The 23,983-nt window shown below is 51.1% G+C and carries 18 protein-coding genes and 1 other RNA gene; 5 read left to right on the top strand and 14 right to left on the bottom strand.

Annotated features, from left to right (window positions below; translation table 11 throughout):
• Positions 1-7: 7 nt before the first annotated feature.
• The 5 genes from nifJ to ffs all read right to left on the bottom strand — a co-directional run bounded on the left by nifJ (position 8) and on the right by ffs (position 6,713).
• A complete protein-coding gene (gene nifJ, locus KI809_RS11310; protein WP_214171670.1) occupies positions 8-3,583 on the bottom strand; it encodes a pyruvate:ferredoxin (flavodoxin) oxidoreductase in 3,576 nt (1,191 codons plus the stop codon).
• A gap of 56 nt (positions 3,584-3,639) precedes the next feature.
• Positions 3,640-4,233: a recombination mediator RecR gene (recR, locus tag KI809_RS11315; protein WP_214171671.1), complete on the bottom strand. Its 594-nt coding sequence runs from the start codon at positions 4,231-4,233 to the stop codon at positions 3,640-3,642.
• 219 nt (positions 4,234-4,452) lie between these two features.
• Positions 4,453-4,767 carry a YbaB/EbfC family nucleoid-associated protein gene (locus KI809_RS11320; RefSeq protein ID WP_214171672.1) on the bottom strand — a complete coding sequence of 105 codons (315 nt, stop codon included), beginning with the start codon at positions 4,765-4,767 and terminating at the stop codon, positions 4,453-4,455.
• 54 nt (positions 4,768-4,821) lie between these two features.
• Positions 4,822-6,543, bottom strand: coding sequence for a DNA polymerase III subunit gamma/tau (dnaX, locus tag KI809_RS11325; protein WP_214171673.1), 1,722 nt, complete (start codon positions 6,541-6,543; stop codon positions 4,822-4,824).
• 71 nt (positions 6,544-6,614) lie between these two features.
• An RNA gene (gene ffs, locus KI809_RS11330) (signal recognition particle sRNA small type) lies at positions 6,615-6,713 on the bottom strand.
• A 299-nt stretch (positions 6,714-7,012) separates the two neighbouring features.
• On the opposite strand from ffs, the gene KI809_RS11335 reads away from it, so the two are divergent.
• Positions 7,013-7,315: a hypothetical protein gene (locus KI809_RS11335; RefSeq protein ID WP_214171674.1), complete on the top strand. Its 303-nt coding sequence runs from the start codon at positions 7,013-7,015 to the stop codon at positions 7,313-7,315.
• A gap of 124 nt (positions 7,316-7,439) precedes the next feature.
• Here the strand turns inward: KI809_RS11335 and KI809_RS11340 are convergent, their stop codons facing one another.
• From KI809_RS11340 to KI809_RS11380, 9 genes are all read right to left on the bottom strand, one after another.
• Complete coding sequence (locus KI809_RS11340) at positions 7,440-8,744, bottom strand: hypothetical protein (RefSeq protein WP_214171675.1); 1,305 nt, start codon at positions 8,742-8,744, stop codon at positions 7,440-7,442.
• A gap of 50 nt (positions 8,745-8,794) precedes the next feature.
• A complete protein-coding gene (locus tag KI809_RS11345) occupies positions 8,795-8,977 on the bottom strand; it encodes a hypothetical protein (RefSeq protein WP_214171676.1) in 183 nt (60 codons plus the stop codon).
• 37 nt (positions 8,978-9,014) lie between these two features.
• Positions 9,015-10,397, bottom strand: coding sequence for a restriction endonuclease FokI C-terminal domain-containing protein (locus KI809_RS11350; RefSeq protein WP_214171677.1), 1,383 nt, complete (start codon positions 10,395-10,397; stop codon positions 9,015-9,017).
• Between the two features lie 165 nt (positions 10,398-10,562).
• Positions 10,563-11,942: a ComEC/Rec2 family competence protein gene (locus KI809_RS11355; protein WP_214171678.1), complete on the bottom strand. Its 1,380-nt coding sequence runs from the start codon at positions 11,940-11,942 to the stop codon at positions 10,563-10,565.
• 1 nt (position 11,943) lies between these two features.
• A complete protein-coding gene (locus KI809_RS11360; RefSeq protein WP_214171679.1) occupies positions 11,944-13,905 on the bottom strand; it encodes a gluzincin family metallopeptidase in 1,962 nt (653 codons plus the stop codon).
• Positions 13,906-14,011: 106 nt separating this feature from the next.
• Positions 14,012-14,776 (bottom strand): hypothetical protein, encoded by a 765-nt coding sequence (locus KI809_RS11365; RefSeq protein ID WP_214171680.1) that lies wholly within the window; start codon positions 14,774-14,776, stop codon positions 14,012-14,014.
• Entirely contained in the window at positions 14,770-15,777 is a 1,008-nt protein-coding gene (locus KI809_RS11370; RefSeq protein WP_214171681.1) for a hypothetical protein, read from the bottom strand. The genes KI809_RS11365 and KI809_RS11370 overlap by 7 nt, the downstream gene beginning before the upstream one ends.
• A gap of 157 nt (positions 15,778-15,934) precedes the next feature.
• Positions 15,935-17,140, bottom strand: coding sequence for a type II toxin-antitoxin system HipA family toxin (locus KI809_RS11375; RefSeq protein ID WP_214171682.1), 1,206 nt, complete (start codon positions 17,138-17,140; stop codon positions 15,935-15,937).
• Positions 17,137-17,382, bottom strand: a complete 246-nt coding sequence (locus KI809_RS11380; protein WP_214171683.1) for a helix-turn-helix transcriptional regulator — start codon at positions 17,380-17,382, stop codon at positions 17,137-17,139. Before KI809_RS11380 ends, KI809_RS11375 begins: the two co-directional genes overlap by 4 nt.
• Positions 17,383-17,677: 295 nt before the next feature.
• Between KI809_RS11380 and KI809_RS11385 the strand changes: the two genes are divergently transcribed.
• From KI809_RS11385 to KI809_RS11400, 4 genes are all read left to right on the top strand, one after another.
• Positions 17,678-20,185, top strand: a complete 2,508-nt coding sequence (locus KI809_RS11385; RefSeq protein WP_214171684.1) for a DEAD/DEAH box helicase — start codon at positions 17,678-17,680, stop codon at positions 20,183-20,185.
• 96 nt (positions 20,186-20,281) lie between these two features.
• The gene (locus KI809_RS11390; RefSeq protein WP_214171685.1) at positions 20,282-21,607 is read left to right on the top strand and encodes a restriction endonuclease subunit S; all 1,326 of its coding nucleotides are present in this window, start codon (positions 20,282-20,284) and stop codon (positions 21,605-21,607) included.
• Complete coding sequence (locus tag KI809_RS11395; protein ID WP_214171686.1) at positions 21,604-21,975, top strand: hypothetical protein; 372 nt, start codon at positions 21,604-21,606, stop codon at positions 21,973-21,975. The genes KI809_RS11390 and KI809_RS11395 overlap by 4 nt, the downstream gene beginning before the upstream one ends.
• Positions 21,976-21,997: 22 nt before the next feature.
• Positions 21,998-23,983, top strand: a complete 1,986-nt coding sequence (locus KI809_RS11400) for an HsdM family class I SAM-dependent methyltransferase (protein ID WP_214171687.1) — start codon at positions 21,998-22,000, stop codon at positions 23,981-23,983.

A 23,983-nucleotide genomic window follows, 5' to 3' on the forward strand; every position in this document is an offset into this window, starting at 1 on the left:
GTTAGAATTACTTGTCTTCGAAGTTCAAAGCAGCCAATTTCTGGTAATAGGCAAAGTGCGCCTTGGCCCACTCGCCTGCCTTCTTCATCAGTTCGTCCGCCTGCTTGGGATTAGCCTTTTTCAGCATCCGATAGCGGTTCTCATTGTTAGTGTATTCACTGAATTCGATGGTTGCGGCCTTGCTATCAAGCTGCAGCGGGTTCTTGGACTCGGCAGCCAAGGCCGGGTTGTAGCGGTAGAGCGGCCAGTAGCCAGACTGTACTGCTTTCTTCTGGGCATCCACCCCGGCAGTCATATCGATGCCGTGGGCAATGCAGTGCGAGTAAGCAATGATGACTGAAGGTCCATCATATGCCTCAGCCTCCAGCATGGCTTTGATGCACTGCGCCGGATTGGCCAGGGAGATCTGTGCCACATAGACCGAGCCGTAAGACATGGCGATCATGCCCAGGTCCTTCTTGCTTACCGGTTTGCCACCAGCGGCAAAAAGCCCTACTGCGCCCATTGGCGTTGACTTTGAAGCCTGACCGCCAGTGTTGGAGTATACTTCGGTGTCAAGCACGAACAGATTGATGTTCTTGCCTGAGGCAATGACATGGTCCAGACCACCGAAACCGATGTCATACGCCCAGCCGTCACCACCGATACACCAAACTGACTTCTTAACCAGGTAATCGACAATCGGCACCAACTGTTTTGCCGCTCTTTCCTTGCAGCCCTTGAGAACTTTCTTCAGTTCGTCAACCCGTTTACGCTGGGCTTCAATACCGGTTTGATTAGACTGGTCGGCAGCAATGATCTCCTTCATCAGCTTGACATTGGGCTTGCAAGACTTGCAGTCGCAGCTGATCAGCTCGTTTAAGTTGTCCAGTGCCGACTTGGCGAATTGATCCACGGTCAGACGCATACCGTAACCAAACTCGGCGTTATCCTCAAACAACGAGTTGGACCAAGCCGGGCCACGACCGTCAGCACGCTGTGCATAGGGAGTGGTGGGCAGGTTGCCGCCGTAGATGGAAGAACAACCTGTGGCGTTGGCAACCAGCATCCGGTCACCAAATAGCTGGGTCAACAGCTTCAGGTACGGCGTCTCGCCGCAACCGGCACATGCGCCGGAGTATTCGAAGAGCGGGCGAATCAGCTGGTTGCTGCGGAGGGTATCCAGCTTGACCTGAGTTGGATCCACATCAGGCAGAGCAAGGAAGAAATCAAAATTCTCGACTTCCTGTGCTCGCAATGGCGGCTGGAAATGCATGTCCAGAGCCTTGTGATTAGCATTCTGCTTGTCCTTGCCAGGACAGTTATGGGCGCAGGCGCCACAACCGGTGCAATCCTCCGGGGCAACCTGGACAGTGTACTTCTTGCCGGCCATTTCGGGAATCTTGCAGTCGGTCGACTTGAAGGTTTTTGGTGCGCCTTTGAGCAGTTTAGGGTCATACGCCTTGGTCCGTACAGAAGCATGCGGACACACGAAGGAGCAGATACCGCACTGGATACAGATCGCCTCGTCCCATACCGGGATCTCGGTGGCGATGTTACGCTTCTCATACTGGCTGGTTGCCGTTGGGAAGGTGCCGTCAGCCGGCATCATTGAAACCGGCAGATTGTCGCCGAGGCCGGCAACGATCACACCGGTAACCTCTTTGACGAATTTCGGGGCCTTGCTGGAAACAGCTGCGGCCATTTTCAGTTTGCTGGAGGCTTTGGCCGGAACCTTGACCTCGTAGAAATTATTCAAACCGGCTTCAACCGCCTTGTAGTTCATCTCCAGCACCTTCTCGCCAGCCTTTCCGTAGGACTTCTTAATGGCATCCTTGATGGAAGCCACGGCATCCTTGAGCGGAATAATGTTGGAGATTTTGAAAAACGCGGTCTGCATGATGACGTTGATGCGGGGTCCCAGGCCAATTTCATTGCCAAGTTTGACGCCGTCAATCACGTAGAACTTCATCTTCTTGTCGATAATCTGTTGCTGCACTTCCTTGGGGATGGTATCCCAGACCTCAGTGGCGGCAAAAGGGGCATTCAGAAGGAAGGTGGCGCCGGGCTTGGCCTTGGCCAGCATGTCGTACTTCTCGAGGAAGGAGAAGTTGTGACAAGCCACGAAATCCGCTTCCTGCACCAGGTAAGGGGCCCGGATATATTTCTTGCCGAAGCGCAGATGCGAGGTTGTCATCGACCCGGCCTTCTTGGAATCGTAGACAAAGTAGGCCTGGGCATTATTGCTGGTCTCTTCCCCGATGATCTTGATCGAGTTCTTGTTGGCACCAACAGTGCCGTCGGAACCGAGACCAAAGAACATCGCCTGGTAAGCGCCGTCCATCGGGTTTTTGTAGCTGTAATCCACCTTCAGGCTGCAGTTGGTAACGTCTTCTTCGATACCAACCACAAACTTGTTCTTCGGCTTGGCGGCCTTAAGGTTATCGAGGACAGCTTTAGCCATGGCCGGATTGAACTCCTTGGAGCCAAGCCCGTAGCGGCCGCCGACAATAACCGGGTAACCGTCGCATTTGAACTTGCCGGAGGCCATTGCCTCACCGATGGCAGTACGAACATCCAGATAAATCGGCTCGCCAAGTGCGCCCGGTTCCTTGGTACGATCCAGCACAGCGATCTTTTTGACAGTCTTGGGCAGAGCCTTGATGAAGGCATCCAGAGGGAACGGCCGATAGAGGCGAATCTTGACAACGCCGACCTTTTCACCCTTAGCAGCCAGATTTTCAACGGTGTCCTGAACAACATCGGCCCCAGAGCCCATCACGACAACAACGCGCTCGGCATCCTTGGCACCGACATAGTCCACCAGCTTGTATTTGCGGCCGGTCAGCTTGGCAAACTTGTCCATCTCCTCCTGCACGATCTTCTCACAGGCAGGGTAGTAGGGGTTGACTGTTTCGCGACCCTGGAAGTAGACATCCGGGTTCTGAGCAGTACCGCGCATTACCGGTTTGTCAGGGGAAAGACCACGACCTTTGTGCTCGGCAATAAGCTTATCGTCAAGCATGGCCCGCATTTCATCAAAGGAAAGCTCAGTTACTTTCTGGATTTCATGGGAGGTCCTGAAACCGTCAAAGTAATGCAGGAACGGAACCCGACTCCGTAGCGTCGCCGACTGGGCAAGCAGCGCGAAGTCCATTACCTCCTGGACGTTGTTGGAGCAAAGGAAAGCCCAGCCGGTGGAACGGCAGGTCATGACATCCGAGTGATCACCAAAAATAGAGAGGGCCTGGGCAGCGATGGCTCTGGCCGAGACATGAAAGACAGTGGAGGTCAATTCGCCGGCGATCTTGAACATGTTCGGGATCATCAGCAATAAACCCTGGCTGGCGGTAAAGGTAGTGGTCAATGCTCCGGCCTGCAGAGCACCATGTACGGCACCGGCGGCGCCACCCTCAGACTGCATTTCGACCACTGAAGGAACATTGCCCCAAATGTTCTGTTCTCCCACGGCGCTCTTGGCGTCTGAGATCTCACCCATAACCGACGAAGGGGTAATAGGATAGATGGCAATGACCTCGTTGGTTGCGTGGGCAACGTGGGCGGCGGCAGTATTGCCGTCAATGGTTACCATTTTGCGACTCATGAACTCTCCTCCTGTCTTGCTGATTGGTAAAGCGGAAGGCTGAAGCCATTCACACCCTAAAACTCGGAACGCCCTTCTACTGCCCGTTGCACAGTAGCTGCGTCTACATACTCGATATCACTCCCAAGCGGAATGCCGTGGGCAAGCCGCGTCACCTTCAACCCGAGGTCTTTCAGTATCTTCCCCAGGTATAGTGCCGTTGCTTCGCCCTCGACCGAAAAATTCGTCGCAATAATGACTTCCCTGACTTGCGAGTTGCGCAGCCGCTCCAAAAGCTCTGCAATCCTTAATTGAGAAGGAGTAATCCCCGATAGAGGCGACAGCGCCCCTTGCAGCACATGGTATCTACCACGAAATGCGTGGCAACGTTCAATTGCCAGCATATCCTGAGGCTCCTCAACAACACAGATTACAGCATCATCGCGATCACCGGAGCAGATGGAACAAGGATCATCTTCGGTGATGCCGAAGCAGACCGAGCAAAAATGCACGTTTTCCGCAACAGCCCTGAGACTGCTCGCCAAAGCTTCCATGTTGCCCGGGGACCGGAGCAAATGAAAGGCAAGTCGCAGAGCGGTTTTTTCGCCTACTCCCGGCAGCTTTTTTAGTTCCAGTAAAAGCCTGCCAAATGATGCTGAAAACTGTAGCATATTTTCGCCAAAGGTAAAACATTTTTCTATAGTAAGTTTTAGTAAAAATATTTACCCGCAGTAAAAGCGCATAACCAACTAACATAACAACTTTTTCTGCGTAAAATACCCTTAGAAATTCCCCTCAAGAAACATGCCTCAGATAGTAAATGGGTAACTGCGGGGGAAAGATCGCCCTATTTCAACACGAATGGGCACTGAACAGTGTTTTTACTTAAACTAAAAAAGACCGGGAATATTTATTCCGCCTGTTACCTTACTCATCTGCTCCGACATCTCAAGCTGCACCTTTGCCATGGCCTCATTGACCGCCGCCTTGACCAAGTCCTGTAACATTTCAACATCTTCCGGATCAACCGCCTCTTTTTTGATCGAAAGAGACACTATCTGGTGCTTGCCGGTCACAACAACCGTTACCGCCCCGCCACCGGCTGATGCTTCAACTGTTTTTGCCGAAGCCTCTTCCTGCAGCTTGGCCATCTTCTGCTGCATCATCTGAGCTTGCTTCATGATGTGGGCTAAACCTTTTGACATGCCATATTCTCCTGTTCTGTGAGTAGTAAGCTTCATGCAAAGCTTGTAAAATGACTATTTTAGCGGCTCAATCTTCCCTATCTGGCTGCCAAACAGCTCTACTGCCGCCTGGACCAACGGATTAGCCTTAGCTGTCTCTTCTAGCTGCCGAGAGCGCTCGGCACGATCAAGGCTTTTTTTTTCCGAAATGCTCATTGGAGCGTCACCGGCAACAGTACTGGATGTTTTCAAACGCACCGTCGTCGCAGCGCCAAAATGCTGCTTTGCCAATCCATTCAGGTCGGCGAGTATCCCTGGAGAGTTGAGCGCACTGTAATGAAAAGAGTTGAGCGGGAAAGTGATTTCCAGGGCACCGTCTGTGGCAACGACAGGTCGTGCATCTTCCAGCAGCGACCCGATCATCGGCTTCTCCCTGCTGATCCACTCCACAAAACCTGACCAATCAGCGACAAAAGACAATGCCTCCCCAGGTGCCGCACTGGAAACGGCACGAGAAGGCTCTTCCTTTGCGACAACAGGCGTCGCAGGAGGAGAAAGTTCTTTTGCAGGTGGGCGGTTGACAGGGGGCAGCTGTCGAGGAGCTGCTTCACGTGCCCATGCCGGCGGAGGAGAAGCGACCATCCCGGTTGCCGACATTGCGCCACGCAAGCCATCAAGACGCGACAGCAGTTCCTGGGCAGGAAGCACCGGCACAAGCATGGCCATCTTGAGCAATGCCATCTCCAGGATAAGCCTCGGGAAACCAGTTTGGGCCATATCACTTTCAGCTTTAATCAGCAGAGCCACATGGCGATAAAGATCAGCAAGTTCAACCAACTGGGCCTGTCCGTGAATCTCATTTAGTTCAACTTCGGAAAGTTCCGCATACTCCGAGATATCGCCAACGGCCTTACTGAGTGTTATCAGACGAAAATGCTCAACCAGCTCCTGGCAAAACTGCCTTATATTGTAGCCATTTGCATCAACCTGCTTCACTATTTCAAGCAATAATCGCGAATCCCGGCTAAAAACCGATTGCGATGCCTTGACCAGCAGGCGCCGATCGACAACCCCCAACAGAGCGACAACATCCTCTTCGGAAACTGTGGTACCGCAAAACGCAAGTACCTGATCAAGCGTTGACAGGGAGTCTCGCATACTCCCGTCGCCCTTACGGCCAACCATTGCCAGTGAGGCATCGGAAATTGCAACCCCCTCTTGATCAACGATATAACGAAGACGGGAAACCACGACAGGCAGGGCAATCCGCCTGAAATCAAATCTTTGGCAGCGAGAAAGGATCGTTATCGGGACTTTGTGAGGTTCAGTGGTGGCAAAAATGAATTTTACGTGCGACGGGGGCTCTTCCAGGGTCTTGAGCAGGGCGTTGAAGGCACTGGTTGAGAGCATATGCACTTCATCAATGATGAATATCTTGGAGCGAAGCCTTGACGGAAGGTATTTGACGTTATCCCGCAGTTCACGAACATCGTCAACACCAGTATTTGAGGCGCCATCGATTTCGATGACATCAACCGCTACGCCAGAAGTTATCTCCTCACAGGCAGGACAAGCATTGCATGGTTCAACCGCCGGTCCATGCTCGCAGGTAAGGGCCTTTGCCAAAATCCTGGCAGCGCTGGTCTTGCCAACCCCCCTGGCGCCGGTGAACAGGAATGCGTGGGCAACCCGACCGGTTTGAATCGCATTCTGCAGGGTCTGACTGACATGTTCCTGGCCTACCAGATCACTGAAGAGCAGAGGCCGCCATTTTCGAGCTAGTACAAGGTATGACACGCTATCCTGCCTCGCTTGATTCCGGGAGTCCTGAAAAATCCGCATACAGAAAAAACTTTGCGGATACAGCTGATAGCTGGGCTGCCCCACGGCACACGGAGTGGGTTACTGCCGCTGCTTCCTTCCGGACCTGACGGGGTTCATAACCTTCCATTGCGTGGGACCCAGCTATCAGCTGTATCCGCAAGGGTCTTACAGGGGGCGCCTGTTCGGCGCGTTGAGGGCGAATATGGCGAGAGAGTCCATCGAACTACGGACTCAACCTACTGATATAAAAAAGAACCGGTAGGCCGCCTGAATGTTGCTACCACAAAAAATACCACAAAAGAATCAAGTGGCCATTTAATGGAATACTTTCTTTACCATAAGGAGGGCTTGTTGGGCAAGCACAATTCAGCCATTTATCAAGTCACAGCCCGACAGAGTGTGATTAACCTTCTGACACCAGACAAAATCCGGGGAGGTTCATATGTCAAATACCATTAAATACTATGACGCCCAACAATGGTTAAGAGAAACACAACCAAAACGGGCAAAGCTCCCGGCAGTGCTGGTCGGCCTCTGTTTCTTGGGAACATTCTGGTACTGGGCCATCGGCATCGCCTGCATCTCGCTGCCGTACATCCTGATGGACCGTGTGCAGGTGCGGCTCTATCATGGCTACGTGAAGGGGAAACCGTTCTGGACGCTGATCAAATATGCCTTCTCCGGCACGGACTATCGCCCCTGTTATGTCCCATGGTGGTACTGGCGCTGGTACTACTGGTGGTAGACAACATAGTGGCCGTATTTGTGATGGGGTCAGAGTTGAACCCATTAACTCCACTTTATTGAAAAATGTGGAGTTAATGGGTCGGTTCACCATACTCTCCCAATACTTCTTTACATGTCCCGAGTTACCAATAACTATTACCTGATTCCGCAGTTCTCTCCTCCGGCGTTTTCCAAGCTGCGAGCCACTGCAGGGCGTCAGTGCTATCGATCAATGTTCGGGCCTGAGCCAGTCGTTCCAGGACAACAGCTTTCTGTTCCTCCTCCAAATTGGCGGCTCTTTTCTCGACATCGGCAAAGAAATCCTCAAGCCCTTTTGCCTCCACCCAGGCCTTGATGATTTCGGTCAACTCTTCCCTACTGTCTTTGATCGCCTTGACCCGCCGACGCTCTTCCTCTTCCCGGCGCCAGATTATCTGTTTGGCCTCCCACTCCTGACGTTCGATTTCAGCCTTGCGTTCACCTTCTTCAACAAGTTGGACAATGGTGGCAGCTTCCCGTTTCAGTTCCTTGACGATTGCCGACAGCTTCCCGGGAAAATCTCCTTCTTTCGTCTCTCGCCACTGCCGTTTCCAGTCTGCCCTCTGATATGGAGAGTATGCCTGAATGCATAATCTTCCGCTGGGAAGATCATGCATACTTGTCCATGAAAAGCTTTCATACCGTCTCTGTTTCCTGACAGGCAGTTCCGAAACGCGGACGTATTTTCCGTCCTGGTACTTCGCTTCGACATTCTCGCTCATCTCAAAAATTGTCAATCCGATCAAGACGGTGCCGATGGTGACGATAGTATCTCGCGAAGGACTCCAGAGGTCGGAATAATTACGATCCCGTCCTCCCTTTTCACGCTCATCGACGCCATACCGTCGCAGGGACAAGCCGTGTCTCTCGAATGCGACTGTATGGCCGCGCTCTTCAAAGAGCAGGAACAATTCGTTCGCCACATCCAAGGCTCGACTGCATGTCTGCTTGGATGCGATGACATCCACCATGAGTCGTTTGCTTGGCCTCAGGTAACCGTTGCTGGTTTCGCGTGCTTCGTCGAAATACTGCTGCGCTCCCTGCAAAAGCGGGTGGCGCTCGGGCAGTTCGCTCCGATCACGCAGCCTCGACTTCCTTTTCCGGGGCGGCTTCGGTATAGGCAGTTTCGCGCGCCGGGCCTGGCCATACCGATTCCATTCCAATTCATCGCCAGGTTCAGCTTCCGGTAACGGCGGTTGCTTGGACACTTTACCAACGGCAAGCTTTGCCCAATAGCCCCTTTCGGGACGGGGGACATTCAGCCAAGTACAGACACGTGCCAAAAAGCTCGATGATACCTTGTATCGCAGTGCGACCGTGGTCATCGGTTCCGCCCAGACCTCTTTATACAACTGCTCCCGGCTTACTGGGGTTTTGCTATCGCAGGATGGATTCTTTTCTTCTTCCATAGTCACTCGACATGATTTACCGATATTTCAACAAACGACACAATTCTGAATTACGGTTTGATATAGGCATTCAGCCCGACAGTAATAGGCTTTACATCAACTTCAGCCGTGGTAACAGCATTGCCACGTGTACTGGCAACTACCAATGTCTTACCGGAAGCTGATGGTGTTGGTTTCTCCAGATCAATTTCAATGCAGAGCTTATTGCCTTTGATTTCAACTGTCATTGCCATGAATTTATTTCCTTGATTGAGGTGATAGAAAATCGTGCTAACCGAGCATTTCTTGAACACTCCTTGATTTCAGTACGCCACTACTGCTAAACAGTCTTTGTAAGGCATCTGGACCAATTGTGATTTGTAGAGGAGACCTCAGCTTTGCATCAACCATTTCTACAAGTGCTTCTGCTTCAAGAAAAATTACCTCGTTCACGTCTGTTTCCATTTTTATCGACCTAACAAGATCGTCGTGATCTTCAGCAAATGTGCTTGATATAATCACGTAGTATATGTTTTTGAATGATCTTTTCCGTTTCATTTCCCTGCTTTGCGAAGTGACGTATTCCCTGATTTGACGATCATCCGTCCCAATGCTATATCCATTGCCCCTGATTTTGGCATCCCAGAGAATTGCGTAATTAAAATCCTCAGCAAGTGCGATCCCATCAGGTACTCTTCCGTTTCCTTGACCAAGAAGTTTAGTCTCATAGCCAAGAAGTGTAAAAGCTGCGTTAATATTTTTTTCGAATGCCCTTGGAAGTGAGGTCCCTGAACGAGTGGCCGCTTCTACCAAAGATGGCTCATGTCTGGCCATGGCGGGAAGAATTGAAATAATAGGCGGTAGATAGCTGTCAGGTAATTTGTCGACACTGTTTATAGGTACAATGTGTACATTCCCATTATCAATCACAACTGGCTTAACAGGCTGTTGATTAACTGTTTTTTCAAGATTTCCCTTGTACCAGAAAACGTGTTCAACACGATAAAGATCAAAAGTCGTCCCGCTGGTAGTAGTGAACAGAACAGCAAGTTCATCATGAATTTGCTTGAAAGCTACATAATCTGAAGAAATGTCATCCGTAGGCTGCCATATATTAAGGTCTGTCATTGCCTGGACGCTTGTGGTGTAAAATGCTGGCCACGTTTTTCGTTCCTGAATTTGCCAAAAATATGAAAGAAAGAATGGAATACTTCCAGTTTTAGGAGTGCCGTATTTTGTATTGCCCGAGTTAACCCAGCCTTCACCTATACGCTTAATATAACTGGTAAAAGTTTTAATCCGGCTTGAAGCGAGAACTTCGCTATCCGGGACAGACAAAGCGCTAATCAGCTCCTGCTTGCATTCTTCAATATCATCAGCGACATTCACAACCATGTTGAAGAACATCTGGCCTTTTATACCTTTGAATCCCCAGAGTTCATTTTTTTTGTTGATGCTATCAATACTGGACTTGAAATCCTGGACGGGTATTTGGCCATTAAGAAAACTCGATAATAGCGGTTGCAAAAGTGTTTGAATTACCTCAACACGCTTTACGTCAAGCTCTGCGTCGTCCTCAAGGGGTGTTTTCCCTCCCGCAACTGCAGGTGCTTGTAGGTATTCTTGCATTACTTCGACTGCCCGTTGGCGTTGCTTATCATCAAGAATTGGCATTGTTTTCTCCTAACAGTTTCTCAAATTCAGCAAGAAATCAGACTGATACAGCAGAAATTGCATTGGCGTTAATATCAAAACCAACTTCCCGAAGCCTTTGGCAAAGAACAGTTAGGCCATAAAGTTGTCTCAAGTACCTACCACGAAAAAGTCAACCAGCAACTATTAGAAACTTATCTGATATTCTACATATAGGTCTGAGATCTTAGTTGCGCCGGCAAACGATTCCCATTCAGCTTTGCTAAGCATCCCTTTTGCCTCACCGGAAATATCGTCAAGACTGTCGCTGTCCGACAAGACTACACGTCCCCGCGCTTTCTCTTTCAAACGCTGCCATAATGGAGGAAACGGGAACTGCCAGCGTTGATCGTTTGCGGTCAACCGATGAACCGGTATCAATGCCACCAAATCCTGATGCGACATTTTCTCCAGACCGTTAGTCCGCAACGTTGCGTTATGACTGCCGTGGTGGCCAACTTTGTAAAAAACAGTTTTTTCGAACAAGTCATTTATTGTGACGGTTTTTTCTGTTCCATCGGATTCTTTCACTTTCCACGAAAGCTCCTCCCATGACAACCAGTTGCCGACTTGAGCATCGCCCGGGAAAATCAATACCTTCCCGGATGCTACCAGTTCGATGGCAAGCGCCAAGGAGGTGTTATTGGTATAACTATCAAGTTGCAATGCCAGCTCACCAGTATAGTTCAGCCAGTCGTAATCAATTCTTCGCCATTCCTCCTGGTCGTCTTGGTCAAACCCATAACGCTGCCGGAAGTAGTCATCTTCTTTTGCTTGTTCCATGGTAATTCGGAATCTTTCATCAAAAGGAGAAATACAACCTCCCGACTCAGCAGCTTGTCCTAATGCCGCGACAAAACTCCCGAAGCCATGCCGTCCATCATCGTAGGTTTCTTTTGGAGACAAAAGTTTCTTGATCATCACTGGATCCCGAGGCGGACCGAGTACGTAAAAACGAACTCCTTTGGCTCCGGCCATCTCCAATGGATGTTTTGTGGAGTCACAGAAAACCTTCTTGCCTTTATTGAGAATATAGTTCCAAGCATCCTCGACGCCCCCGGCCCGAACGCCGAGCCCTCCCTCAAAACCGAACAGTGCAGAAAGAGCATTTTTGAAATGGGCATACTTATCCTCTCCGGGAAGCCGACCTAAAGCCATTTCGAGAGCCATTTTCTGTTTGCCAAGTGTGTTTTTGATTTCAGAGGCTTCCGGATCGCTTGGGTTTTCCAGCCAAGCAAGCCATACTGTATCGACGGTTATGGTATCAAAAATGTCCTTGGCATCCATGAAACCGGAAATATGGTCCCAGTGTTGATGGGTCACTGCCAGCACATGAATATGCCCTCCCGTCTCTTCATGGATGTCAGTGACAACTTTCTTCATCAACTCTTTATCGTAATGTTTGCTGACGAGCGCTCCGCAATCAATCAGGAGGTAAAAAGGTTTATTTGAAGGCGGAAATTTGAGCAAAAAACAGTCTCCGAGACCTTGGCGATACATTCTTATAGTGAGTTCGTTAGCTGACATATTATGGCCTCCCGTAAAAAGTACTTCCATGTAGGAGAGCAAAAGGCTCTTGTGCATCCTTTTGATTTTGCAAATATGTTGCGCGGGGCGAGCCATCAGCCAATGCTTGGTTGTGGTATTCGCGGTGGCGTTGGAGCCTCTCTTCGTCAGTTACGCTTTTGGTGATCGCATAACGCAACAGCATAGTATCCAGATCGAGAATCAGCGTACAACCACCGCGGAACACCATAGTCGATTCTCCTTCCGGAATATCCCGGCTCTGGATCATGGAAATGATGAGTTGATTCAAGGTATCGCCATCAGGACCTATCCGCTGTGCAGGGCGGAGGGAATGCACTTCAAACTTTGGAACCTTATGTTCTTTTTCCATTCGTAACCCGGGGAGTCCAAACTCAAAGGCCATTCCTGTAATTTCGCTGAGATTTTTCAATATAAAATTATCAAACGCTTCTTCTCTCAATAACACATGAAGTTTTCTTTTAGCACGCTCTGTAAAGTCATATAATTCCTCCCTGCTCCTAAAATAGGGGAATCTCCCGACACTTTCTCTTAAGGAAGAGCCAAGCGGTTTAAAGAAGTCCTGATGCTTACTGACATCGGGCCAGCGAAGGCTCTCAACAGAGAGACCCTTGACGTTTCGGGGATAGATACCGCGACGGCGAAACGCCTCAATAAATGCGATACGGTATCCTCTGTCATCATCAGGGACAAGATCGAGATCTGCGGTGATTATGGCCCTTAAGTAGTCGCCGAAATTAATATCAACCGGGGGACAGTAGTCCAAGGCACGAATGCAGACATTTAGCACATGTTGAGCTGATTTGGCTGCCTCATCGGCCAGCCTGTTGACGAGGTCCGGATGTAGGTCACTCCCAGGATGGAAGCTCGTCACATTACCGGCAATGCGCATCAGGTCAGCCGAACGGCTGTTGTAGATTGCCAGGAAGGCATCGAACACTGCTGCCACCAGAATGGCGCCACGCGCATGCGGTTCGGTTTCTGTGTCATATTCTCTCGGATCTGGGTGATGAGGCTCCCATCGTCCCGTAGTTTTGTCATATTCACCGATGGCGCTTCGCAACGCTCCGTAGTTGCCGACAGCTTCCCCGAATTGTTGAGCCAACTCTCCCAACAGGTTGCGAGATGCCAAATTCCCCTTATTGCGAGCAATCTGGTGCCGAAGCACGTTGGGAAAGCTGAAATGCTGGAAAAGCGCGACAATATCGGCAAAAGCTTCGTGAAACGCCAACGTATCAGGATTGCTAGGCTCTATGAACCGACGATGCATACCGTCAAGTAGAGCGTGGGTAGTCTCGTGAGTTATAATGTCGTGGGAAAGGCAGGTAAAGACGATTCCTCCGGGCAAATAGCGGTCCGGGTGTTCAGCATTAGCAGGGAAATATCCGAAAAGAAGAGCTTTCTTCTCCGGGCTGTAATAGGCATTGGCCTCGCGGAGGGCATGCGGATATACCCGTAGTCGCTTCACAAATTCATAAGCAGTTTTGCCATTGGTTACTTCACGAGACGCCCATAATGCTGGTCTGCCCAGTGCCCGCTCGAAGTTGCGAATTGTTGTCATTGCTACGGCATACACCATTTGCTGGTGAAACTGCGGGTTGCCTTCCGATGGCGGCAAACCATCCTGAGCAAGAATGTATGGTTCATTCAGATTCAGCGGTTGATAAAAACAGCCACTGGCCGGGTCATAATCGACAACCTCCAGATACTCACCAACTGGCCCTGGCATAAGCCCATCATCAGCCAGTTCTGAAGTCTCCTCCCAGGGAACCCGATAAACGGTTTCATTGATGACAGCGGTTTCCATTTGTAGTGACAGGCTTGGGTCGAATGAATATCCACGAAGCCTTCGGTATAGAGGTTTAGGCGCGTTGGTAACCAAAATATTATGCACTTGGGCATCTGCTGATTCAGGGATATCTGGCGATTTGATCTTTTCTCCCATACAGTCTCCTTTCCCAACATGGTCAGTCTTTAACCAGCGCCTGAGCCCGGACGAAATGAGAAAAATCAGTCTTTGTGCCCGCTTAAGCTGGTGTGCAAGCCATGGGTCAATTCCCGATGCCATAAATTGACCGCAGGTTGCCAAGGACCTCATCAAGAGTCGTGTTTCGTAATCCCAGATTTTTCAGGTCCACACTTTGCACCTCTTTCATCTTATCGAAAAACTCAAGCAAATTTTCCTCAATGGAGTCTGGCAGATCCACCGTAAGCCTTGGATCAATAATTTGATACAGCCTGAACACATCATTCTTATGCTTGTTTATATCTTTTTGGTCTATCGCTTCACCAGCCTCACGCCTGTTGGTAAGGTCGAGCCAAGCTTTTGCCTTCAGAGGGATCAAGTATGACGGCCCTACGACAGTCATCCCGTCTATCTCCTGTTTCCCGGCATGGATGAAATGATAGTAGTCATCGTTCAGCAGGATGGCCGATAAGCTGGACACCTCTTCATCCATCGGGATCGGAGTCAGATGACTGTCGTCACCAATGGCCAATGCATCCGGCTTGCGCGAAAACAATTCCAGCATCACTGGATAGGAGCTGTCTTCAGGGTTCTTGAACCGGTAAAACTGTTTCTGGCCCGTGCTCTTCTCCTGAATTTGATACTTACCTTTGCGAATAAACTCCCAGAAGGCTTCCACGAAATCCCTGCCCAATGCCTCCACACAGAGAACGATATCAAGATCCTTGGTAGCTCGAAATTCCAACCCAACCTCTTCCATTACAAGTGTACATGCCGTTCCGCCAATCAGCACATATCTGTCTGCAAATGGCTCAAAGTGTGCCTTGAACCGGTCAAGCCCTCTCACCATAAGACTTCCTCCATCATTTTTTCAAGGGAGGATTGAATCCGTTCATCAGTGTTATCCTGTAAGCTCAGATATAGAGAAAAGCGATCGACTACGTCATCTTCCTGAAATAAAAGCGGCGAATAATTCCATATCTCTATTTCATATGACTGCGGCTCTGGCCCCGGCAGCTCCTCGATAGCATTAAGTAGTTTCATTGATTTCCAATCGTTCATGCATAAGGCGTAGACTTGATTGGAAGGCGGAGCCAGCATGGTAAAATGCGCCAATGCCGACAATCCTGCGGCAACCCCAGGCCATCGACTTGTGATAGGGCGAATGAAAGTGCGTCTTGTAACCGGACTGCGCATGAACTCCTTCGATCGTTCCCATAAGGCTCGCTTATCTTCACTGAAACGAAGCACCCGTTCCCGTCCCTCAGTGACCACCTCTCCAAGACCGAGCGATACAAGTTCATCGAAGGCCCGGGTAAACGTCATCGTCGAATACCATTTATTTTTACCCATATTCGGATACAGTTTTGCCAGGCGAGATGATGTGTAATTGTGCCCAGGTCCATGCAACAATACGTGCAATACAACAGCTTGAGTGGCAGGACTGAACTTGCCGGGGGCAACAGTGCGTATCTGTTTGAAATGTTCACGCAGATCGATGCCGAGCGTTGGAAGATACATCTGGTTCCCAGGCACCACAAAGGGGACTTTCTGCTCAATCAGCCGTTTGCGGTTGTAGGCGGAGACCGATGAACGAAGGTAGATCACCTCACCATCCCATTTTGCCTGAACCTGTAGCATCTGCTTGCGAATAGTTGCAGGAGTCTGCTCTACTTCGTCGCGCGCAGCCATCAATAGACAGGTGGTATCCAGAAGAAATACCTGATAAAAGGCGTAGAGGTCTCGCAAGAAAAAGGGGAGGGTCTTATCATCTTCCCACTTTTTCGGTTCAACCGTAATGTTCAAAGTTTCTTTCAGGTGGCGTTCAAATTCGCGTAATAGGTTGTCCATTTGCCCCCCAACTAACAATTTATATGCACGCTAACACGTTAAATGTTGTCGTGCAAAATAAATGTTAGTTCATGCGTAATTACAGCTACAATTTAAGCAGAACTAACAGCAAATTGAGTACTGCTCTTTGTCTGCAAGCAAACGGACAACACCAACCTTACCCACGACGCTCCGACGCCGCGAACGCGTCTACGCCATCTTGCCAGATTGGCAGCATCCGGCTGCCGATTTCCTCAAAGTCCGGATTTTCTCGGATATAGGGAGGGATCCGTTTAGAGGCTTCTATTACCGCCTCGGCAACTCTGTCGATTATTTGTGCGGACAGCTTTGCGGGGAGGGAAAGGGCCTGCAAGGCAAATCTCTCCAGGATTTTGCGCGACCACCATTTTTTTGTGCCCGCCAAGTGAAGGGCGGGAACGTCTTTTTGCAGATACGCTGTGGTCGTGACTATGTCATATACGGGCGCAAGTGACACCGGGCCTTGTGGATGTCGGTAGAGGACGCCGAAGTTTTTCAGATGAGCGTCGCCATTTCGGACCATTGCCGACAGAACGAGCGTGGCGAAGAACTGTTCACGGGCTGACGAAAGATGTTCCGGTGAAACAAAGTCCTTGATGGTTCTTGCCACCCTTTCATAGGTGCTGTCATATTTCTTGTCTGTCCCCAACGCCTGCAGAGAGCAGAAATCCTCAAATCCAAGATTCTCCCCGTCCACTGTCGTATCGAAACGCTTCATGACGAACAATCCGCCGTTTTCTGATAGCGAGAAATCGGGCACAGACAGCCCTGCCAGTTTTGCAGCGGTCATACAAAAATATTCATTGGCCGCCAGCTGCGGATACTCATTCCCCCATGATTTGACGATATAGGAAGAGGCCGCGACCGTTGTTCGCTCGGTGGCCTCAACTATCACTTTGGGCTGGACGCCTGAGATACCGGAGTGTTCGGCATGTCTGGCCATCAACTCGTTGAAAAGCTCCACTGCATCTGGGTAGGTAAGGATTTCATCCAGTGACTCCGGCTTCTCGTTTATCATCGGAATTTCCGAATCGGGGAGCGAGAATCGGTTTCTACCAATCTGGTTTCCACCCGTGATTCGCAGTAGAGCGATATCGTCAACCACCACCACCTTGGCGAATGCGTTCCTGATAGCCTCGCGCAACGCTCCCTCTGGAAGATTCATCTGAAATATCGGATGCAACTCCCTGTCTGAAACCCAGCTCTGCAGACGATAGGGCATTGTCAACGAAACAAGATGCTCCACCGGTGTGTCGGGGAGGTAGTTGAAAAAGTAGTTGTCGTTTTGGCCGAGAATGCCGACCTTGCTGCCATTATTCCAGACAGCGAGTGATTGTGGGGTCATCGCGAGACGTTCTCCTTCTGCAATTCCTCAAGTGTCGGCGGGGCACCAGCCGGGCGTACTGTCAATTCCAGGCCAAGAATTTCCAGCGTACGCTCCACCTTACGAATTCCGATATCCGGCACGATTCCGGTCTCGATCTGGGATAGCGTCTTTCTGGTGATGCCTGCCATCTCCGCAAGTTGCGCTTGCGTCAATTTCTTTTCTTTCCTTGCCTGGCGGATCTTGGTTCCCAAGTTGTACATAGCAATGCGTCCTATATTTCGCTTATCGATATTAATATTGATTTGTGTAACATATAATTCCCTTTTATGGAACAAAAACTTTCTTTTAAGGTCGTATCTTTATGATTGCAAGCTGACGCCTAACTGTAAACTATACACAAATATATGCGTACCTGTGCACTCACAAAATATTAGTTAAAATAATTTCTTGACGACAAGACAATGCTGTGGTATTGTACCTGCAAGCTCACATATATTTAGCACGGCAGGCGCACTGTCCTGCATGGCCGCCCCCATTTCAGGCAAGGAGATACTAATGGTCGATTTTGACAAACTAAGAACCAAGACAAAGAAGGCAAAGGCAATCGAACCATTCGAAATATTTCGCCGTTTGCCCAAGCCGCCTGGAATTAACGATCTTTATACAAGCCAGGCGGAGGTGCTCCATACATGGTACGAGCGTCGGAATGAGCGCGATGTTGTGCTGAAGCTGCACACGGGCGGGGGGAAGACTTTGGTTGGCCTGCTTATGGCGCAGTCGACGCTGAATGAGACCGGCGAACCGGTTTTATACCTTGCTCCTACCGTGCAGCTTGTAAACCAGACGCTTGAGAAGGCTAAGGCACATGGCATTCCAGCAGTAGCCTACCAGACCGGCCAGCCGTTGAACGATGATTTTATCAACGCCAATGCCATTATGGTTGCCACATACAAGGCTCTATTTAACGGCCGGAGCAAGTTCGGCCTCCGAGGGGGTGGTCAACCTCAAAAAGTTTCAGCCATCATTCTTGACGATGCACATGTGGCGTTTTCGGTTGTGCGCGAGTCTTTCACCCTGGAGGTGAAATCAAAAGTGGAGCGCGAGCGGTATGAAAACTTAGCGGGGCTTTTCCGCAGGGTGTTCCGGGACACAGACAGACTGGGAACGTTCGACGACATTGTCGCCGGCTCTGAACATGGGGTATTGGAGGTTCCTTATTGGGCTTGGCATGAACAACTCGATGCTGTCCGTGAGCAATTAAAGTCAGATTCGGACAAGTATGCACTCGTATGGCCGCTGCTACGAGACCAACTGCACCTTTGCCATGCTCTCATCAGTCGGAACGCCTTCACTATTTCTTCAATTCTCCCTCTCGTGAATGCTATTCCCACCTTTTCAGAGGCTCCGCGCCGCATCTATATGTCGGCAACTATAGCGGACGATAGCGAGATTATTCGCACTTTCGATGCTGATACGACATCAGTTAAGAATGCGCTGACGTCCAGATCTTTGGCTGGCGTGAGTGAAAGAATGGTCCTTATTCCTGACTTGATGCCCTTTAAGTTTGATTTACGAGACAGCATCGGAAGACTCGTTGTCTGGGCATCAAAGCAGAACCTGGGATCCGTAATTTTAGTCCCATCGGACAAAGCCGCCGCACAATGGTCGGAAATAGCCACCGTTGCAAAAGGCTCTCGAGATGTTGAGGCGCTGGTTGAAGCATTACAGGAAAGAAAGACGTCCGGACCGGCTGTCTTTGCGAACCGGTATGATGGGATCGATCTGCCTGGCGATTCGTGTCGATTATTGGTCATGAACGGTCTGCCCTCAGGCACTTCGGATTATGAGCTCTTCAGAGCAAGTGCATTGTACGGTGGGGCCACCATTACTCGGATGCTCGCACAACGTATTGAACAGGGAATTGGCAGGGGCGCGCGCGGGTCAGGTGATCATTGTGTCGTCCTGCTTGCCGGCTCGGACCTCGCAGCCTGGGTTGCCAAAGATGCTAACTTTCAATTTTTGACCAGCGCTACGAGGGCTCAGCTTGAAATGGGCGCTGAAATCAGTAAAGAGGTGCAAAGCCTGAAGGATTTGGCGCAGACGATTGGAAGAAGTTTTAATCGCGATAAACCCTGGATTGAATATCATGCCGAGACGCTCGCTGAACTGGTTGATGAGGACACTCCAGACGCGCAACATTTTGATCAAGCTGCAGCGGAAAGAAAGGCTATTAATCTTTGGCAAGATGGCTACCACGAGCAGTCAATTGCAAAGATCGAGAAACTCATTGCTGATGAGAAGGTACGCGACCCGCAGATGAGGGGCTGGATGGAACAGCTGGCAGCAAGAATTGCGGACAAGTGGGGGCACGGTGACCGCGCCGAAGATTTACAGCGTCAAGCTTATGCAAACAACCGTAATCTCCTGCGTCCAAAGGTGCGCCCCCCGTACCGTCCGTTGCCGATCCCGGGTGCGCAGGAACAATCCATAGCACGGCAGATTGGGGGCTATCGGCTCAGACGAGGTTTCCTGCAGTCATTTGAAGACACTGTCGCGAATCTTCACCATGCCGCAACGTCAAATCAGTTCGAGCAGGCTCTTGCTGAACTGGCGATTATGATAGGTTTGTCTGCGGACAGGTACGATTTAAATGGCGAGGGTCCTGACGTGCTCTGGCTCTTGCCGTCGCGGGTAGGGGTCGTGATTGAAGCCAAGAGCAGGAAAAAAGAAAAAAACGCTCTCACGAAGGAGGAACACGGACAACTCCTTGTCGCAGCAGAATGGTTTGCGAACAATTATCCAAAATACGCCTGTGTACGCGTGAGTGTTCATCCCAGAAACCGGGCAACAAAAGCAGCAGTAGCCGGAGCGTCTCACGCACTCACGTATGAGAAATTGGCGGCCTTGGTATCCGACGCACGCGCTCTTCTTACGACTCTTTGCGAGTCACAGCTCTCTATTGACGAACTAGTGGCAGAATGCAGCCGCCTTCTCGTACGGTCGCCTCTCAATGCTGACCGTCTCGTGGATAGCTACTTCGTGCCCTTCGAAGAAAAGGAATAAATAAAAGAGTACCGGCAAAATTCCTGTCATCGATGTAAGGCGTTCCAAGAAAGTCGGAAATTTCTTGCCAATAGTCGTACAGATCTGAGGATTGAAATGATTCGAGATGTCAAAACAACATGGGTTTCTGCCGACTCTCTGGCACGTTTGGAGTGCTGGGGGGTGGATGCTCATGTTCATGTCCACTTAACAGGATCCCATGGGAAGCTGTTTGCGCTTGGTGATCTGAGTGTGCGATTGCTGGAAGGTATAAGAACGTCTCCTTCCAAGGGAGAGGAATTCTTCACGTATCGTCCCTCTCACATTGCCGATATGGCATTGGCTGTTGATGGTGAGCGTAGCGAGCCGATAAGACCGACAGATCAAAACAAGGCAGTAGGTCCCGGAGATGTAGTGGTCAGCAAATTTCTACCGCTTCGCGCTGCGTGGGTAACGCAGGAGACGCCCCGACATCCGGTGGATTCTAACTGCATCCGTATTGTTGGACTTGATGTAGCCCACGGATTCTGGATAACTGCAGTACTGAATCATCCGACGGTGCGTGAGGCCTGGGCTCATCACGCCAGGGGAGCGACCATCCCACGAATAGGCTTGAAGGATCTGAAAGGTTTTCAGGTTCCGGAACTGCCGAATGAAGGGGGGCGCTTTGCCGAATTGTGGCTTGGACTGGAAAGTGAACGGGTAAAAGCCTGGAATAAGCTGAATGCCCTGCTCGACAGAGCGGAAGAGCTTGTCTCCGAAATCAAGGCCCTGTTGGGTGGCGAACAAAAATATTGCTTCCAGCCCGCACCGTTTCTTTCCGAAAGCTGGCTGCCGACACATGTAGCAATGCGGCACATCCAGGACGAAATGAGCCGACTGTACTGGCTGCAACTTCGTGATGTTGGGATAGCTGAAAAAAACAGGCTGCGTGACAAAGGTCCGGCCTCCGGCAGGCTCCTCAGGCTTTCGGATGCCGAAGGGATTCTAGCGTTCCGTCTTCCGAAGGATGAATTATTCAGAGAGGCCGGTTTCCGAGTGTATGAACGGCCCCTGCAGCCCGAGGAAGTCTTGGTATCGCTGATGGGAACCTCCCCAAAGGTGGTGTTCAACCATCCACCTCGGAAAGAGACAATACTGGTGTCAGATCGCTGGGCACGGCTGCACTCCATGAAGCACCCTGGAGCAGTGGCCCTCATGCTCATGACCTCGGCGGTCCAGTGGCAACTCAGAAATGCGTCCTCCGGCGTTGCCCAGCAATTTGTCACAAGCGAGGATCTGGAATCGATCCGACTGCCGCGCATAAATGATATAGAGGCCGAGCGGATGCACCGGCATCTTTGTACGGCCATGGATGAGCTTTCCGCAGTTCGGGCAAAGCAGCAGGAATTGCTTGCGGAGGTGGAGACGATGATAACCCGCAGCATGGGGAGGTTGAGATGAACGCGGAGATATTGAGTCAGCTGAAGTCCCGTTTGCAGGCGCAGCCTCGCAGCCTGGAAGAACTTCACCAGGCAGCACAGGCTGTCGGAAGTGGCTGGACACAGGAACAGGTAGGACTTCTGCTCGACTGCCTTCCGGAGGTGGAGAGAGATGGCGACGTCTATAGAATCGGCGGCGAGCAGAAGGTTGATCCTCTCGTTGATGCGCTGCTCGCAGTTGTGACTGACCGTCCGCTGCCGGCAGCAGCTCTGCTTGCCAGGCTTCCCAAGGGGACAATAACAACTGCCGCGGGCTTGTATGAGGCCGCTCGCCGCCACCCTGAACTTTTTGACATAATTCCCCCCAATCGAATACAACGCCGTGCGTAACCTGAAATAAGGAGAATAAACGATGACTGAACTGGAAACACGTCTCACAGAATTGAAGAAATCCGCCAAAGAGCGCGGCTACACCCATGTTGAAGACTTTTCCACCCACCTTGGCGATTCGGTTTGCGCCGCAGTCTGCTGGGGTGAAGAGAAGGGCGCCCCCACAGCACGGCTGCTGCTGGCTGCGGTGAAGGCCGAACTCCTTGCCGACACCGCCGCTGACAATGTGTTGTCACTGGCCTGGGATGCCCCCAGCGAAGGCGCCGGTGAGCCGGTTGCGGCCCTGGTGGATGATGGCAGCGGCCAGAGAGTGTTCGACCTGGATCCGTCGTCGCCTCATGAGATCGACCAGCTCCCCAAGGCAAGCGAAATTGGAGATCTTCAGCGGCTTGAGCGTGAACCCACCTTCCGCTGGTCCCTCCGGGTCTACGAAAAGCTCCAGCGAGATTTCGACAACTTCCACGAGCAGGTTTATTCCACGGTCCGCGACACAGTGGATGGCAAAAACGACATTATTGACGAAGCCGCCAAATTTCTTTTCCTCGAGCTCTTCAGGTTGCGCCATAAGGATGAAGAAAAAAAATTCACCCATGGTGGCGAAAAACTGACGCTTGATGAGGTCTATCATCCTCAGTGTTTCGAAGTTACCGATAAGAAGGCTGCCGAAACTGCGGTCGAAAAAGTCCGTTCTGCTTTTGAGGCGTTCAAGGGGCATAAGGACTACCAGACTACCGATGATCTGGGTGAAAAGTACCCGATTTTCAATGAACGAGACTACCTGAAACTTTCAGTACCGCGAAACTATGCTACCCTCATCCGACTGTTGCAGGATTTGCCGATCCTCAAGGATAACCAGGGCCGTAATTATCCCGATCCGAACGAAGAAAGAAAGGGAACCCTCAAAGACGTCGCCGGAGATGTACTCGGCCGGGCGTTCGATGTTTTCCTGCGGCACAAGTTTCAGAAGGAAGGGGTCGGCATCTACCTTACCCCGTCGCCGGTCAAGCGGGCCATGGTCGATATTGCCCTGCACGACATCGAGACCTATGACTATGGGATTCTTACCTCCCGCACCGCTGACGGCAAGCCGAGCTTCCGGGTTGGCGATCCTGCCGGGGGATCGGCGGGATTTCTCGTCGCACTTCTCCCCCAGCTTCGTCGCCTGCTGGAACAGATGAACCTCACCGATGAGGAGCGCGACAACTTGTGGAAGGATATGCTGGAGCACTCCTTTGTCGCTGCCGACAGCTCGCCACGGATGGTGCGCCTTGCCCGCCTGAACATGGCCCTTCAGGGAGCACCGCGGTCGCTGGTGTTCAACACCACCGACAGCTTGACTACGCCGCACCTGCTACCGAACTCCTTTGACCTGATCCTCACAAATCCTCCGTTTGGCGCTCCCAAGACGGAGAACAAGGAGGCCGAGGAGGCGGAAAAGGCCCGTTTGGCTCTGTTCCGGACGGACATTGATTTTGATTCCCTCAAAGGGAAAGGGGGCCTACTGAGGCCATCCCCCACCGGTCTGGCCATGGGCGCCAGCCCCACCGGTAAAGGAGTCTGGCAGGATAAGGTGAAAGGGGTAGACCTCTCGGTGCTCTTCCTTGATCGATGCCTCCAGCTCCTCAAGCCGGGGGGACGACTCCTGATGGTCGTCCCTGATTCGATCCTCTGCAATGCCAACACCCGCTATCTGCGGGAGTATCTGATGGGGAAGAAAGACGAGGAAACCGGCCAGTTTCACGGCGGCAAGGCCGTTGTCAAGGCAGTGATCAGCCTGCCTGCCGACACCTTCAAGCTTTCCGGCACGGCGGCCAAGACCAGTATTCTCTATGTGCAGAAGCGCAAGGTAGATCCAAAAGACCCCAGCCGCTTCGTCGATGAGCCACAGACGGATGTTTTTATGGCCGTAGCCGATACCTTGGGCTATACGGTGAAAAACAACACCGAGGTCTTTGATGTGCCGAATGACTTGGTGCCTATCGTAGGGGCGTACGTGAGGGGGGAATAA

Source organism: Geoanaerobacter pelophilus (genome assembly GCF_018476885.1).
Classification (GTDB): Bacteria; Desulfobacterota; Desulfuromonadia; order Geobacterales; family DSM-12255; genus Geoanaerobacter; species Geoanaerobacter pelophilus.

Coding starts and splice junctions, on each gene's coding strand:
- nifJ (WP_214171670.1), bottom strand. CDS start 3,583: ATGAGTCGCAAAATGGTAACCATTGACGGCAATACTGCCGCCGCCCAC.
- recR (WP_214171671.1), bottom strand. CDS start 4,233: ATGCTACAGTTTTCAGCATCATTTGGCAGGCTTTTACTGGAACTAAAA.
- KI809_RS11320 (WP_214171672.1), bottom strand. CDS start 4,767: ATGTCAAAAGGTTTAGCCCACATCATGAAGCAAGCTCAGATGATGCAG.
- KI809_RS11335 (WP_214171674.1), top strand. CDS start 7,013: ATGTCAAATACCATTAAATACTATGACGCCCAACAATGGTTAAGAGAA.
- KI809_RS11340 (WP_214171675.1), bottom strand. CDS start 8,744: ATGGAAGAAGAAAAGAATCCATCCTGCGATAGCAAAACCCCAGTAAGC.
- KI809_RS11345 (WP_214171676.1), bottom strand. CDS start 8,977: ATGGCAATGACAGTTGAAATCAAAGGCAATAAGCTCTGCATTGAAATT.
- KI809_RS11350 (WP_214171677.1), bottom strand. CDS start 10,397: ATGCCAATTCTTGATGATAAGCAACGCCAACGGGCAGTCGAAGTAATG.
- KI809_RS11355 (WP_214171678.1), bottom strand. CDS start 11,942: ATGTCAGCTAACGAACTCACTATAAGAATGTATCGCCAAGGTCTCGGA.
- KI809_RS11360 (WP_214171679.1), bottom strand. CDS start 13,905: ATGGGAGAAAAGATCAAATCGCCAGATATCCCTGAATCAGCAGATGCC.
- KI809_RS11365 (WP_214171680.1), bottom strand. CDS start 14,776: ATGGTGAGAGGGCTTGACCGGTTCAAGGCACACTTTGAGCCATTTGCA.
- KI809_RS11370 (WP_214171681.1), bottom strand. CDS start 15,777: ATGGACAACCTATTACGCGAATTTGAACGCCACCTGAAAGAAACTTTG.
- KI809_RS11375 (WP_214171682.1), bottom strand. CDS start 17,140: ATGACCCCACAATCACTCGCTGTCTGGAATAATGGCAGCAAGGTCGGC.
- KI809_RS11380 (WP_214171683.1), bottom strand. CDS start 17,382: ATGTACAACTTGGGAACCAAGATCCGCCAGGCAAGGAAAGAAAAGAAA.
- KI809_RS11385 (WP_214171684.1), top strand. CDS start 17,678: ATGGTCGATTTTGACAAACTAAGAACCAAGACAAAGAAGGCAAAGGCA.
- KI809_RS11390 (WP_214171685.1), top strand. CDS start 20,282: ATGATTCGAGATGTCAAAACAACATGGGTTTCTGCCGACTCTCTGGCA.
- KI809_RS11395 (WP_214171686.1), top strand. CDS start 21,604: ATGAACGCGGAGATATTGAGTCAGCTGAAGTCCCGTTTGCAGGCGCAG.
- KI809_RS11400 (WP_214171687.1), top strand. CDS start 21,998: ATGACTGAACTGGAAACACGTCTCACAGAATTGAAGAAATCCGCCAAA.